This is a genomic window from Vibrio sp. 1CM2L (genome assembly GCF_023161695.1).
Lineage (GTDB): Bacteria > Pseudomonadota > Gammaproteobacteria > Enterobacterales > Vibrionaceae > Vibrio > Vibrio coralliirubri.
This window is the reverse complement of the sequence record NZ_JALNTT010000010.1, coordinates 1-15,924: the sequence shown is the minus strand read 5'-3', so window position 1 is coordinate 15,924 and position 15,924 is coordinate 1. Positions and strand designations below refer to the sequence as shown.

At 47.0% G+C, this 15,924-nt stretch carries 18 protein-coding genes; 9 read left to right on the top strand and 9 right to left on the bottom strand.

From position 1 onward, the window contains the following. Positions 1-16: 16 nt before the first annotated feature. On the top strand, positions 17-670 hold the full coding sequence (locus tag MSG34_RS22405) for a hemolysin III family protein (protein WP_050622192.1): 654 nt from the start codon (positions 17-19) through the stop codon (positions 668-670). Here MSG34_RS22405 and MSG34_RS22400 read toward each other — a convergent pair. The 6 genes from MSG34_RS22400 to def all read right to left on the bottom strand — a co-directional run bounded on the left by MSG34_RS22400 (position 667) and on the right by def (position 7,167). After that, the gene (locus tag MSG34_RS22400; protein WP_248339452.1) at positions 667-1,257 is read right to left on the bottom strand and encodes a DUF3157 family protein; all 591 of its coding nucleotides are present in this window, start codon (positions 1,255-1,257) and stop codon (positions 667-669) included. The two genes, MSG34_RS22405 and MSG34_RS22400, sit on opposite strands and share 4 nt — an antisense overlap. Positions 1,258-1,283: 26 nt before the next feature. Further along, complete coding sequence (locus MSG34_RS22395) at positions 1,284-2,729, bottom strand: TrkH family potassium uptake protein (RefSeq protein WP_017077319.1); 1,446 nt, start codon at positions 2,727-2,729, stop codon at positions 1,284-1,286. Between the two features lie 80 nt (positions 2,730-2,809). Continuing rightward, positions 2,810-4,186: a Trk system potassium transporter TrkA gene (trkA, locus tag MSG34_RS22390; protein WP_004735766.1), complete on the bottom strand. Its 1,377-nt coding sequence runs from the start codon at positions 4,184-4,186 to the stop codon at positions 2,810-2,812. Positions 4,187-4,296: 110 nt separating this feature from the next. Next, positions 4,297-5,577 carry a 16S rRNA (cytosine(967)-C(5))-methyltransferase RsmB gene (gene rsmB, locus MSG34_RS22385; RefSeq protein ID WP_017058774.1) on the bottom strand — a complete coding sequence of 427 codons (1,281 nt, stop codon included), beginning with the start codon at positions 5,575-5,577 and terminating at the stop codon, positions 4,297-4,299. Between the two features lie 92 nt (positions 5,578-5,669). Next, complete coding sequence (gene fmt / locus MSG34_RS22380) at positions 5,670-6,617, bottom strand: methionyl-tRNA formyltransferase (RefSeq protein ID WP_248339451.1); 948 nt, start codon at positions 6,615-6,617, stop codon at positions 5,670-5,672. Between the two features lie 37 nt (positions 6,618-6,654). Beyond that, positions 6,655-7,167, bottom strand: coding sequence for a peptide deformylase (gene def / locus MSG34_RS22375; RefSeq protein ID WP_017058772.1), 513 nt, complete (start codon positions 7,165-7,167; stop codon positions 6,655-6,657). A 140-nt stretch (positions 7,168-7,307) separates the two neighbouring features. On the opposite strand from def, the gene MSG34_RS22370 reads away from it, so the two are divergent. The 4 genes from MSG34_RS22370 to MSG34_RS22355 are packed head-to-tail and all read left to right on the top strand — an operon-like array spanning position 7,308 to position 10,569. Continuing rightward, positions 7,308-8,399: a LysM peptidoglycan-binding domain-containing protein gene (locus tag MSG34_RS22370; RefSeq protein WP_248339450.1), complete on the top strand. Its 1,092-nt coding sequence runs from the start codon at positions 7,308-7,310 to the stop codon at positions 8,397-8,399. Next, on the top strand, positions 8,396-9,508 hold the full coding sequence (dprA, locus tag MSG34_RS22365; protein ID WP_248339449.1) for a DNA-processing protein DprA: 1,113 nt from the start codon (positions 8,396-8,398) through the stop codon (positions 9,506-9,508). Before MSG34_RS22370 ends, dprA begins: the two co-directional genes overlap by 4 nt. A 2-nt stretch (positions 9,509-9,510) precedes the next feature. After that, a complete protein-coding gene (locus MSG34_RS22360) occupies positions 9,511-9,987 on the top strand; it encodes a DUF494 family protein (protein ID WP_029235873.1) in 477 nt (158 codons plus the stop codon). Between the two features lie 12 nt (positions 9,988-9,999). Continuing rightward, entirely contained in the window at positions 10,000-10,569 is a 570-nt protein-coding gene (locus MSG34_RS22355; protein WP_248339448.1) for a topoisomerase DNA-binding C4 zinc finger domain-containing protein, read from the top strand. Positions 10,570-10,674: 105 nt separating this feature from the next. On the opposite strand, the gene MSG34_RS22350 is transcribed toward MSG34_RS22355, so the two are convergent. Together MSG34_RS22350 and purE are read right to left on the bottom strand one after the other, a co-directional pair. Further along, positions 10,675-11,805: a 5-(carboxyamino)imidazole ribonucleotide synthase gene (locus tag MSG34_RS22350; protein WP_248339447.1), complete on the bottom strand. Its 1,131-nt coding sequence runs from the start codon at positions 11,803-11,805 to the stop codon at positions 10,675-10,677. A 5-nt stretch (positions 11,806-11,810) separates the two neighbouring features. Continuing rightward, a complete protein-coding gene (gene purE / locus MSG34_RS22345) occupies positions 11,811-12,296 on the bottom strand; it encodes a 5-(carboxyamino)imidazole ribonucleotide mutase (protein WP_004735777.1) in 486 nt (161 codons plus the stop codon). A gap of 195 nt (positions 12,297-12,491) precedes the next feature. On the opposite strand from purE, the gene MSG34_RS22340 reads away from it, so the two are divergent. The 4 genes from MSG34_RS22340 (at position 12,492) to MSG34_RS22325 (ending at position 15,176) form a co-directional block, all read left to right on the top strand. Next, on the top strand, positions 12,492-13,049 hold the full coding sequence (locus MSG34_RS22340) for an L-threonylcarbamoyladenylate synthase (protein ID WP_248339446.1): 558 nt from the start codon (positions 12,492-12,494) through the stop codon (positions 13,047-13,049). A 19-nt stretch (positions 13,050-13,068) separates the two neighbouring features. Continuing rightward, a complete protein-coding gene (gene hemF, locus MSG34_RS22335; RefSeq protein ID WP_248339445.1) occupies positions 13,069-13,986 on the top strand; it encodes an oxygen-dependent coproporphyrinogen oxidase in 918 nt (305 codons plus the stop codon). A 72-nt stretch (positions 13,987-14,058) separates the two neighbouring features. Beyond that, complete coding sequence (gene aroE / locus MSG34_RS22330; RefSeq protein WP_248339444.1) at positions 14,059-14,889, top strand: shikimate dehydrogenase; 831 nt, start codon at positions 14,059-14,061, stop codon at positions 14,887-14,889. A gap of 17 nt (positions 14,890-14,906) precedes the next feature. Continuing rightward, positions 14,907-15,176, top strand: coding sequence for a DUF1488 domain-containing protein (locus tag MSG34_RS22325; RefSeq protein ID WP_050622202.1), 270 nt, complete (start codon positions 14,907-14,909; stop codon positions 15,174-15,176). Here the strand turns inward: MSG34_RS22325 and MSG34_RS22320 are convergent. Continuing rightward, positions 15,173-15,718 carry a gamma carbonic anhydrase family protein gene (locus MSG34_RS22320; protein ID WP_050622203.1) on the bottom strand — a complete coding sequence of 182 codons (546 nt, stop codon included), beginning with the start codon at positions 15,716-15,718 and terminating at the stop codon, positions 15,173-15,175. The genes MSG34_RS22325 and MSG34_RS22320 overlap by 4 nt on opposite strands. Positions 15,719-15,924: the final 206 nt, after the last annotated feature.

The following is a 15,924-nucleotide window of genomic DNA, read 5'->3' as shown; positions in this document are numbered from 1 at the left end:
CTCTAGTAGGATACTCATGTCTGCATCATCAGCTAGCGAATACAGCGACATCGAAGAACGCGCTAACGCGATAACCCATGGCTTGGGCGTCGTGCTTGGCGTGGTTGGTCTGATCTTGTTGTTGATTCGCGCGTTTGATTACCAAGCCGACATGTTGACGGTTGCCAGTATGGCAATCTATGGCAGCAGCATTATCCTGCTCTTTCTTGCTTCCACGCTTTATCACTCGATCACCACAGAAAAAACCAAGCGTTTATTGAAAACCCTCGATCACTGTGCAATTTACTTACTCATCGCAGGTAGCTACACCCCGTTTTTATTGGTTGGCTTAAGAACCCCATTAGCGATGGGCTTGATGGCGGTTATTTGGGGAATTGCGCTGGTCGGTATCATCATGAAGATTGCCTTCGTCTACCGATTTAAGCGTCTATCTCTGTTCATTTATTTAGCTATGGGCTGGCTGTCGTTGATTGTGGTGTATCAACTGGCGATGAATATTGAGATGGGCGGCTTGGTATTATTGGCGCTCGGCGGCGTGATCTACTCGTTGGGTGTTATTTTCTATGTGGCTAAACGCATCCCTTACAACCACGCCATCTGGCACTTGTTTGTGTTGGCGGGCTGCGCTTGCCATTTCTTCGCTATCTATCTGTACGTGACTCCGGTTTAGCGAGCCAGTACCTCAGTAATCTCAGCTTTAATCTGATATTCAGGGTGTTGTTCTAGGTCGAGCTTGATTAGCTTGCCTTCTTCACCCGTCTTTGGTCGTAGGTATGTGTCGGCCATTCGTTTGATTGATTTCCACACAGCAACTTCTTCTTCTGCCAACAACTCACCTTCTGCAGTAAACACGCTGATGTTAAGTGATACCAAAATGACCGCTTGAGTGCCTTGGTTGGTGATGGCTGTCGGAATGATAAGCTCACCATCTTCATAGCGACTGGCACCCAGTACAACATCCACTCCTGACTGAGACAGCTGTAAGCTTGGCTTTTTACTATTAACCACAATCGTAGTGCCACGCGTGTTCGTTGCGACAGGTACGGCTACGACAGGGGCTGCTGCAATAGGCGCTGCAATCTCTGATGTTGTCGCTGCTGCTTCCGTTTGCTTCGGTGCCACGTATTGCCAAGTAAAATCATCTTTGAGTAACACTTGTTTGCCATCAGGCAATGTGACCATTTGATCAGCAAAGGCAGAACTTACGAATACTGAGTTTGCGAGCAATGCGCCAGCGAGAAGTACGTATGGTTTCATCTGTGTTTCCTTGATTTTGTGCTTGGTTAGCGTCGCCAAAAGGCTGGGAAAAATAGAACAATGAGCGTCAATATCTCAAGTCGTCCCATCAGCATTCCTAAGCTTAGTAACCATTTAGCGGCGTCGGGCAGTGGAGCAAAGTTCCCGGTTGGACCGATCACGCTGCCCATGCCTGGACCAACGTTGGCAACGGCTGTGATAGCGCCAGATATACTGGTTACGGGATCAAGTCCCATCGCGCTCAAGCCGCCTGCAATTAAGATAATCGTAATAAAGAACATCAAACCAAATGCGACCAGTGAACGCACAATGTCGTCATTTACAGGGCGTTGGTTATAGCGTTGAACAAAGACACCCGACGGGTGAATCAGTTTCATCATTTGCTTATGGAGCATGGTCATCGCGATCTGAAAGCGGAAGATTTTAATACCGCCAGAGGTTGAACCTGAGCATGCGCCCGCCATCATTAAAAAGGCAAACAGCGTTGTAGGCAAAGCGCCCCACGCGGTGAAGTCTTCTAAGCCAAAACCGGTTGTGGTTACGACTGACACAATATTGAACATCGAAACACGCATCGCATCCATAACTGTGTAGCCATCTCTAACCACCAACCATGTCGAGATCACGGCACTGGTGACTAAGAATAGATAGGTGAAGCCTCTCACTTGCGCATCTTTGTAGAGGATTGAGAGTTTTCGGCCTCGCAGTGCGCTAACAAACAGTAGGAATGGCAGACCGCCAAGGAACATGAACAGGGTTCCTACCCAGTGAGCACTGTTAGAGAAGTGGTTCATTGAGCCATCTGATGTTGAGTAACCACCCGTAGACAGTGTTGTGAAGGCATGATTGATCGCGTCAAAGATGCCCATGCCTGCAAACAGATAGCTAATGATGCACAAGCCAGTCAGAACCAGATAAACCGCCACGATGTTCTTGGCGACAGTTTTTGCTCGTGGGCTGCTTTTATCTGACCAATCGGATGATTCGGTTTGGAACAGTCGCATACCACCGACGTTGAGCATTGGCAGAACCGCTACCGCCATAACGATAAAGCCGATGCCACCTAACCATTGCAGTATAGAACGCCACAACAGAATGCTTGGTGCCATGCTGTCTAAGCCGCTTAATACGGTTGAGCCTGTCGTGGTGATACCAGACATGGTTTCAAAATAGGCGTCAGTGAAGCTGATGTGGTTGATGAAGACAAACGGCAGTGCAGCAAAGGCACTGGCTATCGTCCATACCAGAGAGGTGATCAGGAACATGTCCCGCACCCCAAGTCGGAACTTAGCTGAACGGCCTAAGCTCAAGCAGATGAACGCCACAATGTGCGTGATCACTACCGACTGACCAAACTCGAGGAAGCCACCGGTGCCTGTGAAAAAGGCAACCAATGTAGGGATGTACATGAAAAGGGCGAGTTTTGATAACACTAACCCTATCACTAATAATATCGGACGAAAGTTGACCATAGCTTAATAGACCATCGCTTTGAGCCGGAGCATCGTTCTCACCAGAAGAAGGTTGTGAGAACAAGCTTACGAGAACAAGGCTATAAGAAGAACGGGCTCGGTTGGAATAGAGACTCAACATCAGGTACGTATTTCTTGTCCACTAGGAACATCACTACGTGGTCATCTTGTTCGATTACGGTTCTATCGTGCGCGATAAGTACTTCTTCTCCGCGAACAATCGCACCAATAGTGGTGCCCGGTGGTAGTTTGATGTCGCCAATCGCTCGGCCAACCACTTTCGATGTGGTTTCGTCACCGTGAGCAATGGCTTCGATCGCTTCAGCAGCGCCGCGACGTAGAGATGATACGTTTACAATATCAGCACGACGAACGTGAGTAAGCAGCGCAGAAATCGTCGCTTGTTGTGGCGAGATAGCAATATCAATCACGCCACCCTGAACAAGGTCGACATAAGCGCCACGTTGAATCAGCACCATTACTTTCTTGGCACCCATGCGCTTAGCCAGCATTGCGGACATGATGTTGGTTTCATCTTCATTGGTTAGAGCGATGAACACATCAACTTGATCGATGTTCTCTTCGGTTAGCAGCTCTTGGTCTGCCGCATCGCCACAGAAGACGATGGTGTTTTCTAATTCTTCAGACAGCTTCTCGGCACGAGTGTAACTGCGCTCAATAAGCTTGATGCTGTAGCTCTGCTCAAGGCGTTTTGCCAAGCTTGCACCAATGTTACCACCACCGACAATCATGATGCGGCGGTACGGTTTCTCTAGGCGCTGCAGCTCACTCATTACTGAGCGGATGTGGTTACTCGCTGCCACAAAGAAAACCTCATCATCGGCTTCAATGATGGTGGTGCCTTGTGGGCGAATCGGGCGGCCTTGACGGAAAATCGCGGCAACACGAGTATCGATGTGCGGCATGTGCTCACGCAAGGCAGACAGTGCATTACCGACCAGTGGACCACCGTAGTAGGCTTTTACTGCGACTAAGCTAACCTTCTGTTCAGCAAAGCTCACAACCTGCAGTGCACCTGGGTATTGAATCAGGCGCTCGATGTAGCTGGTCACTAGCTCTTCGGGTGCGATCAGGTGATCGACTGGGATAGCACCTGATTTGAATAGCGCTTCTTTCTCTTCTAGGTATTGAGGAGAACGAATACGGGCAATTCGGTTCGGCGTATTGAAAAGAGAGAAAGCAACCTGACACGCAGCCATGTTGGTTTCATCCATGTTGGTTACGGCAACCAACATGTCGGCATCTTGCGCACCCGCTTCACGTAGTGTGTTTGGGTGACTGGCATAACCGTTTACAACCCTAAGGTCGTACTTATCCTGAAGTTCACGAAGTCGGTCAGCATTACGGTCGACAATGGTGATGTCGTTGTTTTCACCAACCAGGTTTTCAGCAAGGGTACCGCCAACTTGTCCAGCACCTAGGATAATGATCTTCATAGCCTTTCTCTTTTCTTTACCGTGGTAATTCTAGTTATCTAACTTTATTTTGATAATGTACTAGAAAGAAACAGCGGCTAAGAAATAAATTCTTAGCCGCTGTTTAGTTGTTATGCCTGCTTTACTAGAACTGCGTAGTAGAAGCCATCCATATCTTCTTCTCCAGGTAGTATTTGACGACCCGGATTTTCGATATCAGACCCAACCAACGTTGCGTTCTCAGTACGTGCTAGGAATGCCTTCACTTGCAGCACGTTTTCTTGTGGCGTGATAGAACATGTCGCATAAACCATGGTGCCGCCTTCTTTCAGCTGACGCCACATTGCATCCATAATCTCGCTTTGCAGTTCAGCCAGTGCATCAATGTCAGATGCACGACGTAGCCACTTGATGTCAGGGTGGCGACGAATTACGCCGGTCGCTGAACAAGGTGCATCAAGTAGGATACGGTCGAACTTATCACCCATCCACCACTCTTCAGGGTAGCGAGCATCACCACAAATTACGTCGGCACGCAGTTGTAGACGCTCAAGGTTATCGTAAACGCGGTCTAGACGTTTGATGTCGCAGTCAATCGCAACCACTTCAGTATCTTGAGTGTGCTCAAGAATGTGTGCCGTTTTACCACCTGGTGCAGCACAACAATCTAGGATCAGCTCACCATCTTTTGGTGTTAGGTAATCAACCGAAAGCTGAGCGGCAGCGTCTTGCACTGATACCCAACCTCTGTCGAAGCCAGGAAGCAAAGTAACATCACAAGGTGCAGCTAATTTTATGGCATCGGCTGCTTCAGGGTGCAATGTGTATTCAATGTTTTCGTTTTTAAGCAGTTCAACATACTCGTCACGAGTGTGGTGTTGGCGGTTAACGCGCAGCCACATTGGTGCCTTGCTGTTGTTTGCTTCAACCAGTTGCTCCCATTGATCTGGGTAGCTCTCTTGAAGCATTTTTAGAATCCAGCTTGGGTGGCCGTATTTGCCTGCATTGTGGCTAACGGCTTTCTCGTCTAGTTCTTCTTGGTCACGTAGGTAGCTACGTAGTACAGCGTTGATCAAACCACTCAGGCTTGGACCACGCAGTGTTTTAGTGCCCTCAACCGTTTCAGCAACCGCGGCATGCGAAGGGATACGCATGAAGCTTAGTTGATAAATGCCCACCAAGATTAGGTGGTGGAATACACGCTTTTTACCTTTAAGCGGGTTTTCCATCAGTTCGTTAGCGATTGACTCTAAACGAGGCAGGTAACGAAGTGCGCCGTAGCAAATCTCTTGCAGTAGAGCATGGTCTCGCGGACGGATCGTTTTTTGAGCCGCAGGGAGAGCGTGTGAAAGAGAGTGGCCTTTATCGACAACTTGGAATAGGACATTTGCAGCAGCAGCGCGAACATTCATGAGGGGTACCGAATATTTATTTGAATACATGAGGGCATCTCTGCCCTCGTAAAGGTTTTCTAAGCTGTGTAATTAACAGCTTTAAAAGCGGATTAAGAAAGTTGAGTACCAACTTCAAACCAGCTTGCACGTGAGTTCAAGATATCCTGAACTGACATAGCTTTTTTACCTGGAACTTGTAGCTGTTCAAGAACAAGTACGCCTTGTCCTGTCGCTACGTAGATACCAGTTTTATCCGCTTGCAGAATGGTACCTGCAGGCTTATCAGAAGTTTGCTCTGCCACACGGCTTTGCCATACTTTGATGCTGTTCTCAGCGGCTTCAAAGTGGCTCATTGGCCATGGATTGAAGGCACGAACGCAGCGCTCAATATGCGCAGCTTCATCACTCCAGTTGATACGAGCTTCTTCTTTGCTTAGCTTCTTCGCGTAGTTAGCAAGCTCATCGTCTTGCTTTTCTGCAACCGTTTTACCAGAAGCGATGTCCGCTAAACACTCAACAAGCGCATCAGGGCCAAGACCCGCTAACTTCTCGTACATTGATGCGCTAGTATCTGTCGTTTCGATAGGCAGCGTCGCGATACTTAGCATGTCGCCAGTATCTAGGCCGATATCCATCTGCATGATCGTCACGCCTGTCTCTTTATCACCCGCCCAAATAGAGCGTTGAATCGGAGCAGCACCACGCCAGCGCGGTAGGATAGAGCCATGTACGTTGATACAACCTAAGCGAGGCATATCTAATACAACTTGCGGAAGCAATAAGCCGTAAGCGACAACAACCATGATGTCAGCGTTCAATTCAGCTAGCTCTTGCTTAGCCTCATCTGACTTGAAGTTTTCTGGTTGGTAAACCGGAATATTGTTTTCAAGTGCGATGTTTTTTACTGGGCTCGCAGTGAGTTTTTTACCTCGGCCTGCTGGGCGATCTGGCTGTGTGTAAACAGCAACAACTTCATGCTCCGAAGACAACAACGCCGCCAAGTGACGGGCGGCGAAATCCGGAGTACCTGCAAAGACAATTCTTAAAGACTGACTCAAGGTAGGCTTCCTTCTAATTTAGTAATAGCAGCGGTTATTAACCTTGTTTCTCGTTGAAACGTTTAATCTTCGCTAGCTTATCTTGGATACGTTTACGCTTTAGTGGCGATAGGTAATCAACAAACAACTTGCCTTCTAGGTGGTCAAGTTCGTGCTGAACACAGATAGCCAGAAGGTCATCAGCGTCGAATGTGAACTCGTTGCCGTCACGGTCTAGTGCTTTAACCGTTACTTCTGCAGCGCGAGGTACTAGAGCTCGAGCGCCTGGTACAGATAGGCAGCCTTCTTCGATTCCATCTTCGCCGCGTTTCTCAGTAATTTCAGGGTTGATAAGCACCATTGGCTCATCACGTGTTTCTGAAATATCGATAACAACGATGCGTTGGTGGAAATCTACTTGCGTTGCCGCAAGGCCGATACCTTCTTCGTCGTACATGGTTTCAATCATGTCATCAACGAACTTTTGAATCTCTGGGGTAACTTCTTTTACCGGTTTCGCCACGGTACGTAGACGATCATCTGGTAATGTTAATACTTGTAATACAGACATATACACTCGAAATATTGAACTGTGCCGAAACAGCTTAAACCTTGTTGGCTCAATTCTAGACATTTTAGAGGTCAAATGACAGCATCCTGAAGGTAATTCTCAAATCAGATGTCATATATTCAGACCAAGGAACCTAGGTCATGCGTCATTTTTCTCCCATTTTTTCTCTTGTTTGTGCCTCGCTTTCGTTCGCCGCTACGGCTGAAAATAGTGCTCAACCTTTAACCATTAAGCAGGGCGCACCTGAGGCGTATGTGGTGGTAAAGGGCGATACCTTATGGGATATATCTGCGATGTATCTTGATAGCCCGTGGTTATGGCCAAGGTTGTGGCAGGTAAACCCTGAGATAGAAAACCCTCATCTTATATACCCCGGAGATAAACTGTCTTTGGTTTGGATTAATGGTGAGCCGGTATTGAGTCTTAAACCCGTCATCAAGCTGAGCCCTAAGATTCGTGTCTCGGAGAAGAAAGCGGTGCCAACCGTCAATGAGGGGCTGGTTCTGCCTTATCTACAATCTGATCGCTTGGTTGAACAGCAAGATATTCAATCGGCTCATCGAGTGTTAGGGACCAGTGATGGAAAGAGATTCTTATCGGGAGAAGACCGGTTGTTTATCTCGGGCAACCAACAACATCAAAAGTGGGGCATCTACCGCGCCGTTGAGACCTACCAGAGAGATCAACCTCAAGCGAGTATCACCTCATTACGCTTGGTCGCCACGGCACGCTTAAAAGAAGTGGATGCGGAGTTCAGTAGCTTGCAGATAGAGACTCAGCTGCAAGAAGTACTGCTTAACGATCTCGTGTTACCGGAGCTTGGTGTTGATCAGGTGAAGCTCTCAACCACATTTTATCCAGCGCCTAGTGCTGCTGGTCAGTTTGCTAATATCTTGGGTTCATTAGATGGCAGCCAATACAGCGCAAAGAATCAGGTCGTTGTTATCAACAAAGGCTCACAGGACAATCTTCGCCAAGGCTCTATGTTTACGCTTAGCGAAAGCGGTGCAGTGGTGTTTGGTAAGCAAGGTGAATACAGCTATAAAGAGTCAGCGGCGAGCGATAAGGTGCAGTTGCCAAGTACCTCACTCGGTAGTTTGATGGTTATTCGCCCTTACGAGTATTTTAGCTTGGCGTTGATCACTCAAAGCTCCAAGCCGGTTAGTAATGACATTCTGGCGGTATCGCCTTTAGACCTTGCGTTGACGGAAGAGGTTAAGGGCACCGAGTGAATGAGCAACAACTGATCGCTTGGCTCTCGCTGAGCTTTGTTCCACAACTGGGTGGTAAGCGTCTTTCTCGTCTGCTGAGTGCTGATTCCCCATCGAATATTGTTGGTTACTCCAGCCAACAGTTGCAAGCGATTGGTTTGTCAGCCAAGCAAATATCCTACTTAAGACAGCAAGCCCCTAGAGAAGTGGAGGCTTGCCTGGCGTGGCAAGCAAGGCAGCCCAACCATCACATCATTACCCCTAATTGTCCGCATTATCCCAAACTGCTGAACGAGACCGCCTCCGCACCAAGTGTGCTTTTCGTTAAAGGTCATGTCGAAAAGCTGATTGAGCCTCAAATCGCTATGGTTGGCAGTCGAAACGCCAGTCTCGAAGGGCTGCAAACCGCGAAGTCCTTTGCTAAAGAGTTTGTCCAAAACGGTTTGATTGTCACCAGTGGCTTAGCGCTTGGTATTGATGGTTACGCTCATGATGGTGCTCTAGATAAAGGAGGGGAAACTTTTGCGGTGTTGGGTTCTGGCTTGGATTCTATTTACCCTGCGCGACACCGAAATTTAGCCGATAGGATCTGTGAGAATGGCGCGCTGATCTCAGAATTCCGCCCAAGCGCTAAGCCTCGACCTGAACATTTCCCTCGCCGTAACCGCATTATAAGTGGGTTGTCTTTGGGGACTCTTGTTGTTGAGGCGGCTGAGAAAAGCGGTTCTCTGATTACGGCGCGTTATGCGATGGAGCAAGGCCGTGAAGTGTTTGCGCTTCCCGGTTCGATTCATAACCCAACCAGTCGTGGAGGCAACAGTCTAATCAAAGCTGGCGCATGTTTGGTACAGAGCGCTCAAGATGTTCTAATTGAAATAAAGAGTCTGTTAGACTGGTCTATAGATCAGCAACCCAGTTTGTTCGAACCTACGCCGAACAAGAGTGAAAATGAACAATTGCCATTTCCACAGCTGTTAGCTAACGTAGGATTAGAGGCGACACCCGTTGATATTTTGGCACAGAGAACCCATATACCTGTGCATGAGGTCATGATGCAGCTTTTAGAGCTTGAGCTCTCAGGGCATGTTGTTGCAGTTTCCGGTGGCTATATTCGAAAGGGGAGAGGCTAGCTATGATGATGGACATACTGATGTACTTGTTTGAAACCTACATCCATAGCGATTCTGAATTGCAGGTGGATCAAGACGAACTGGAAGATGAGCTTCTTCGAGCAGGGTTTCACCAAGATGATATTTATAAGGCCCTCCATTGGTTAGAAGATCTTGCTGCACTGCAAGATACCGACAACCAAGCGGCGATTACTATGTGCTCCAATACCTCGATGCGTGTTTATACCAGTCGAGAGATTTCACGTATTAATATGGAGTGTCGAGGCTTCTTATTGTTCCTTGAGCAGATCAACGTGCTTACAACAGAGATTCGTGAAATGGTGATTGATCGTGTGATGGGGCTTGAGACCAACGAATTTGAATTGGATGATCTGAAATGGATTATCTTAATGGTGCTATTTAATGTGCCGGGTAATGAAAGTGCTTACACGCAAATGGAAGAGCTGTTGTACACCAAAGAGCAAGGTATCTTGCATTAATACAGGCTTGTCATGAGTAGTAAGATTGATAATCAGCTTTTTTCAGCACATGAACATGCGTTAGAGCATGAACCATGTCCGCAGTGCGGTGGGGAGCTTCAGCTTCGCCATGGTAAGCACGGCCCATTTTTAGGCTGTAAGCAGTATCCGAGCTGTGATTACATCAAGCCTCTTCATCAAAATGATGGTCATGTGGTGAAAGAGCTGGGCGTTCCGTGTCCTAAATGCCAAAACGAATTGGTATTAAGGCAAGGTCGCTTTGGGATGTTCATTGGTTGTAGTAGTTACCCAACGTGTAATCACATTGAATCTTTGGATCAACCGAAAGAACAACCTGAAGAGCAGCCACTTGTTGCCTGCCCTGAGTGTGGTCGAGGCCACTTGGTGGAGCGTAAATCTCGCTATGGCAAAACCTTTTATGCGTGTGATAACTATCCTAAGTGTAAGTTCGCTGTTAATCAGCCACCTGCTATCGGTCGCTGTGAACAGTGCCAGTTCCCATTGTTACTGGAGAAGAAAACGGCCAGTGGCACTAAGAAGCAATGTGCTGATCGCAAGTGTCATCACATTCAATCTCAGTAGTAATACTAATCACAGTAAGTGGATGACCAGAAATAAAAAAACGGCGCTCAATGAGCGCCGTTTGTATATCCAATGAACTTTTTATATCAATAAGCCAATGTCGGCTTACTTCATCTGCTCAGCAAACTCATGCACAGCTGGGTAGGCTTGCTTATCAAGAATGTCAGCCAATGAGCACAATGCTCTTTGTAGCTCTGCGTTGTAGTCAGCGCTCACGTTAATGTGGCCCATCTTACGACCTGCACGCTTCTCTTTGCCATACCAATGAACATGACAACCACCTTGAGCCAGAATAGCCTCTGGTAGGGTATCTTCACCAAGAATGTTGATCATTGCGGTTGGGCGAATTAGTTTAGTACTGCCTAGTGGCATACCACATACGGCACGCAGGTGGTTTTCAAACTGACAAGTCTCTGCGCCTTGTTGCGTCCAGTGGCCAGAGTTATGAACACGTGGTGCAATCTCATTAACCAGCAGTGAACCTTGAACATCAAAGAACTCAAGTGCAAGCACGCCAACGTAGTCCAAACGTTCTGCAACTGCGGTGAACATGGTTTTCGCTTGCTCTTGCAGTTCAATGTCATCAATGGCTGTTGACAAGCTCAACACGCCGTCGGTGTGAACATTCTCAGCCAGTGGATACACCTGAATCTCGCCATTGGTACCACGAGCACCAACCAGTGATACTTCGCGGTCAAACGGAACAAACTCTTCAGCCACAATCGCTTGGTTGTTTGTTGCGGCAATGCACTCAGCCATTTCTGTCCAAGTCGCGTCAACATTGTCTAATGTCTTTAAGCGCCATTGACCTTTGCCATCGTAACCGCCCAGTGTGCTCTTCAATACCATTGGTAAGCCAACGTGAGCGAGCGCAGCGTCAAAGTCTTCGCGAGAGTTGATCACGTAGTATTTGGCATTTTTCACGTTCGCTTCGTCTAACAGGGCTTTTTCAAGACGACGGTCACCGCCGGCTTTAATTGCTTCTGTTGTCGGTAAAAACTTACCGCTGCGTTCACACACCTCAAGTACATCGTGAGGAATATGTTCGAATTCAGCAGTAATGACGTCCGCACGCTCAATCGCATTTTCTAAGCCGTTACCTAGAATCGCTTGCGTTAATGGGTGAACAATATTTTTGCTGCCAACATCAAAAGCAGAAATTTCAATATTCAGCGGTGCCCCAGCTAGGGACATCATGCGAGCAAGTTGGCCCGCGCCTAACACAAGAACATGCATGGAAATTAGTCCTCTGCAGGGTTTGGATTAGCCAGAACCGTTTCTGTTTGCTCAGAGCGGAATGCTTCTACTTTTGCCATTACTTCTTCATTGTGTGTACCAATGATTTGAGCCGCTAGGATGCCTGCATTGGCAGCGCCTGCTTCACCGATAGCCAGAGTACCTACCGCGATACCTTTTGGCATCTGCACGATAGAAAGCAGAGAGTCCATGCCCTTCAGTGCTTTAGACTGAACTGGAACACCCAGAACTGGTACGCTTGTGAAAGCAGCAGCCATGCCCGGAAGGTGTGCTGCACCGCCAGCACCAGCAATAATCACTTTAATACCGCGCTCTTTCGCACTGGTTGCGTAGTCTGCAAGCAACTGAGGTGTGCGGTGAGCGGAAACCACTTTTGTTTCGTACGCCACGCCAAACTGATCCAACATTTCTGCAGCTAGCTTCATTGTTGGCCAATCAGATTTAGAACCCATGATAATACCGACAGTCATCTCAAACTCCTTCAGGTACGATTTAATTAGTGATTAGATATTTTGCGCGCATTATACGGGTAAAATTGCTTAAGGAAAACGTTTGCGTCAGTCTAAGTTGTTAATTGATACATTTTATAAACAAATAGCTTTAGTCACAGTGAATGATAATTTGTACACTTAGTGAGTTAGATAACTGAATTAATGAGGCAACCCGTGGATAACTTTCAACATACTTTGCAGGCATTACAACAAGGTGAAGTCATTGCTTACCCGACCGAAGGCGTTTTTGGGGTCGGTTGTGATCCCGATAATCCACAAGCCATCAAGAAATTACTCGACTTAAAACAACGACCGATCGAGAAAGGGTTGATCTTAATTGCTGCACGTTACGAGCAACTGTTACCTTACATTGATGAAAGCCAATTGACGGAAGAACAGTTGGCAACAGTGAAAGCGACATGGCCAGGTCCAGTCACTTGGATCATGCCAACCAGCAGCAAAGTCACTGACTGGGTAAGTGGCCAATTTGATTCCATCGCGGTACGAGTGACTGATCACCCTTTGGTTCAAAGAATGTGTAATGAGTTTGGTAAGCCGTTAACCTCTACCAGTGCTAACCTGACCGGCAAGCCGCCTTGTATGACAACTGAAGAAGTTCAGCTGCAACTTGGCCAACATTTGGTGGCTATTTTAGAAGGTCAAACGGGTGGCCGTGAGAAGCCAAGCGAAATTAGAGATGCAAAAACGTCGAAAATATTAAGACAGGGTTAAACCCTGCAGAGGAAGAAAGATGTCAGCAATTGATAAAGAAGCAGTAAAGCAGTTTTTACTGAGCCTACAAGATTCGATTTGCCAGCAGCTTGAACAAGCTGATGGCACAGCACTGTTTGAAGAAGATGCGTGGCAGCGTGAACCTGGCGAGCGCCTGGGTGGCGGTGGTCGAACTCGAGTGATGACCAACGGTGCGGTATTTGAGCAAGGTGGGGTTAACTTCTCTCACGTAGCGGGTAAGGCTATGCCTGCCTCAGCTACAGCTCATCGCTCTGAATTGGCCGGACGTAAGTTTGAGGCTATGGGGGTTTCATTAGTTATCCACCCTAAAAACCCATATATCCCAACCTCACACGCGAACGTTCGATTCTTCATTGCGGAAAAAGAAGGGGAAGACCCGATTTGGTGGTTTGGTGGTGGTTTTGACTTAACGCCATTTTATCCTGTCGACGAAGACTGCCAATCTTGGCATCAAACAGCCAAAGATCTTTGTGCGCCATTTGGTGACGATGTTTATCAAGAGCACAAAGAATGGTGTGATAAGTACTTCTATCTTCCACATAGAGATGAAACACGTGGTGTGGGTGGTTTGTTCTTTGATGACTTAAATGAGTGGGGCTTCGATAAGAGCTTTGCTTACATGCAGGCGGTCGGTGAGGGCTTTGCTGCGGCGTACTTACCAATTGTAGAACGACGCAAACAGACACCTTATGGCGAACGTGAGCGTGACTTCCAACTATACCGTCGTGGCCGCTATGTTGAATTTAACCTAGTGTATGACCGTGGCACCCTATTTGGTCTACAAAGCGGTGGTCGCACAGAGTCTATATTGATGTCGATGCCGCCATTGGCTCGCTGGGAATACCGCTACGAACCACAAGCGGGTTCACCAGAAGCTCTGCTTTATAGCGACTACCTAAAGCCTCGAGTTTGGTAGTTCTTCCTTCCTTATAGGGATAGTGATAGGGTCATCTATATAGATGACCCTTTTTTTCTGTTAGGTAAGGATATGACACAGCAAGTAGATCGTTATGCCGTTTTCGGTAACCCTATTGGGCAAAGCAAATCGCCATTCATTCACACATTATTTGCTCGCCAAACCAGCCAACAACTTACCTATACAGCATTACAGCCAGATCATGGTGAATTTATCACTGCTGCCAAAACCTTTTTCAGTGAAGGTGGTCGAGGATGTAACGTCACAGCACCTTTTAAAGAAGATGCGTATCAGTTTGCCAATCGCCTAACAGAGAGGGCTGAACTGGCCGGTGCCGTAAATACCCTTAAGAAGTTAGATGATGGAGAGATCATTGGTGATAACACCGATGGTGAGGGTTTAGTTCAAGACCTGCTTCAACATCAAGTCACGCTAAAAGGAGCACGTGTTCTTCTTCTTGGCGCTGGTGGTGCTGCGAGAGGAGTGATTCAACCTCTTCTCGACCAAAAGCCACAACAGCTGGTGGTCGCTAATCGAACCAGCTCCAAGGCTGAACTTCTGGCTGAGATGTTTTCGTCGCATGGCAACATCAAGGGGATGGGGCTAAGTGATGTTAATAAAGGCTTTGATGTCATTATTAACTCTACCTCATCTGGTCTAAGCGGGCAGCTTCCTGAAGTATCTGAGGTGATTTTCAACTCTAATAGCGCCGTTTATGACATGGTTTATGGATCGGGAACCACGGTATTCAATCAATGGGCATTAGATAATGGTGTTCATGCTGCTTATGATGGTCTGGGTATGTTAGTGGGGCAGGCAGCAGAGAGCTTTATGCTTTGGCGTGGTCTTCGTCCGGGAACAAAACAGATTTTAAGAGAATTACGTAAAAACCTAGAGATGTAATGAGGTATTTATAAAAAATGAATCAATCAATTCTATTTCCTGATATCCAAGATTGGGATGAAGAGAGCCGAACAATCACGTTCCCAGCACAACAGTCGGGCGCATTGATTGAATGTGTCATGTCTATTGAGGAATTATCACAATTGGCAGGAAGAGATATAAAAGAAGGCGATCAAGCTTTAGTTATCTTTTCAGAGTTACGTTTCGATATTGAAGAGCTAGCGGAAGAGTTAATAGAAGAAGAGGAGTATGACTCCTCTAATCGGATTCAGATCAAAGCGCTTTAGACTGGAAGTACAGAGTCTAGATAGTCATTTTTATTCTGAACATAGTTGTCTGCAGACTTCTGTAAAAAGGCACGCTCTTTATCATTTAATGGGCGTGCTTGTTTTACTGGGCTTCCTACATAGAGATAACCACTTTCAAGTACCTTGTTCGGTGGTACTAAGCTACCAGCACCAATCATCACTTCTTTTTGGATAATCACGCCATCCAACACGATCGCTCCCATACCAACAAGTACACGATCCTCAATAGTGCAGCCATGCAGCATTACTTTATGCCCGATAGTGACATCATTACCTATTAAGAGAGGATAACCGTCAGGGTTTTCTACATTCTTATGGGTGACGTGCAAGACACTACCATCTTGGATATTCGTTCTCTCTCCAATATGAATGTGGTTCACATCCCCTCGAGCTGCAACCAAAGGCCACACGCTAGAGTCGTTACCTATTTTGATATCACCAACCAGTACCGAACTTGTATCTATATAGACACCTTGCCCAATCTGAGGGGATATTCCTTTATAACTGCGTATTGAACTCATAAATCCTCCTTTATATAGGCACCTTAAGCCCTTAATTAAGGGGAATACTAGTGAAAATGGAGTGTTTTGAACAAAAAACGCTCGAACAATCAAAAAAGTAAGAAAAACTTAAAAAAGGGCTTGCCAGTGTGATCGAAATCTCTATAATGCCACCTCGCTGACACGGGATGGCTTCAACAGAAACCAAAACGAACCAGCAGGTCAAA